Below are 303 nucleotides of genomic sequence, written 5' to 3'. Positions count from 1 at the left end.
GGCGATCCTTGGCGCGAGCAGAGATACACCCATGACTGAGATCGGCGCGCAACCCGCGTTTTGGCAGTCCTGCTTCATCGACGAAATCGTCGAACAGACCCCGAGTATCAAGAGCTTCTTCCTGCGGTTGGGGAACCCGTTCGCTCATGTGGCGGGTCAGCACGTCGATGTCCGCCTCACCGCACCCGACGGCTACACGGCCATGCGCAGCTATTCGATCGCATCGTCGCCCGCTTCGTCTCCGATCCTCGAACTCGCTATCGAGCGGCTCCCGGATGGCGAAGTCTCGCCGTTCTTTCATGA

The 303-nt window shown here is 61.1% G+C and carries 1 protein-coding gene; it reads left to right on the top strand.

Annotation, left to right across the window (positions count from 1 at the left end; genetic code table 11):
• Positions 1-31 precede the first annotated feature (31 nt).
• Positions 32-303, top strand: a 272-nt coding sequence (locus HBA93_RS20365; RefSeq protein ID WP_286202097.1) for an FAD-binding oxidoreductase, incomplete at its 3' end; no start/stop codon positions are given.

The sequence above is a fragment of the Ochrobactrum sp. SFR4 genome (assembly GCF_019730395.1).
In the GTDB taxonomy this organism is placed as follows: domain Bacteria; phylum Pseudomonadota; class Alphaproteobacteria; order Rhizobiales; family Rhizobiaceae; genus Pseudochrobactrum.
This window is presented reverse-complemented; position numbering and strand designations above follow the sequence as displayed.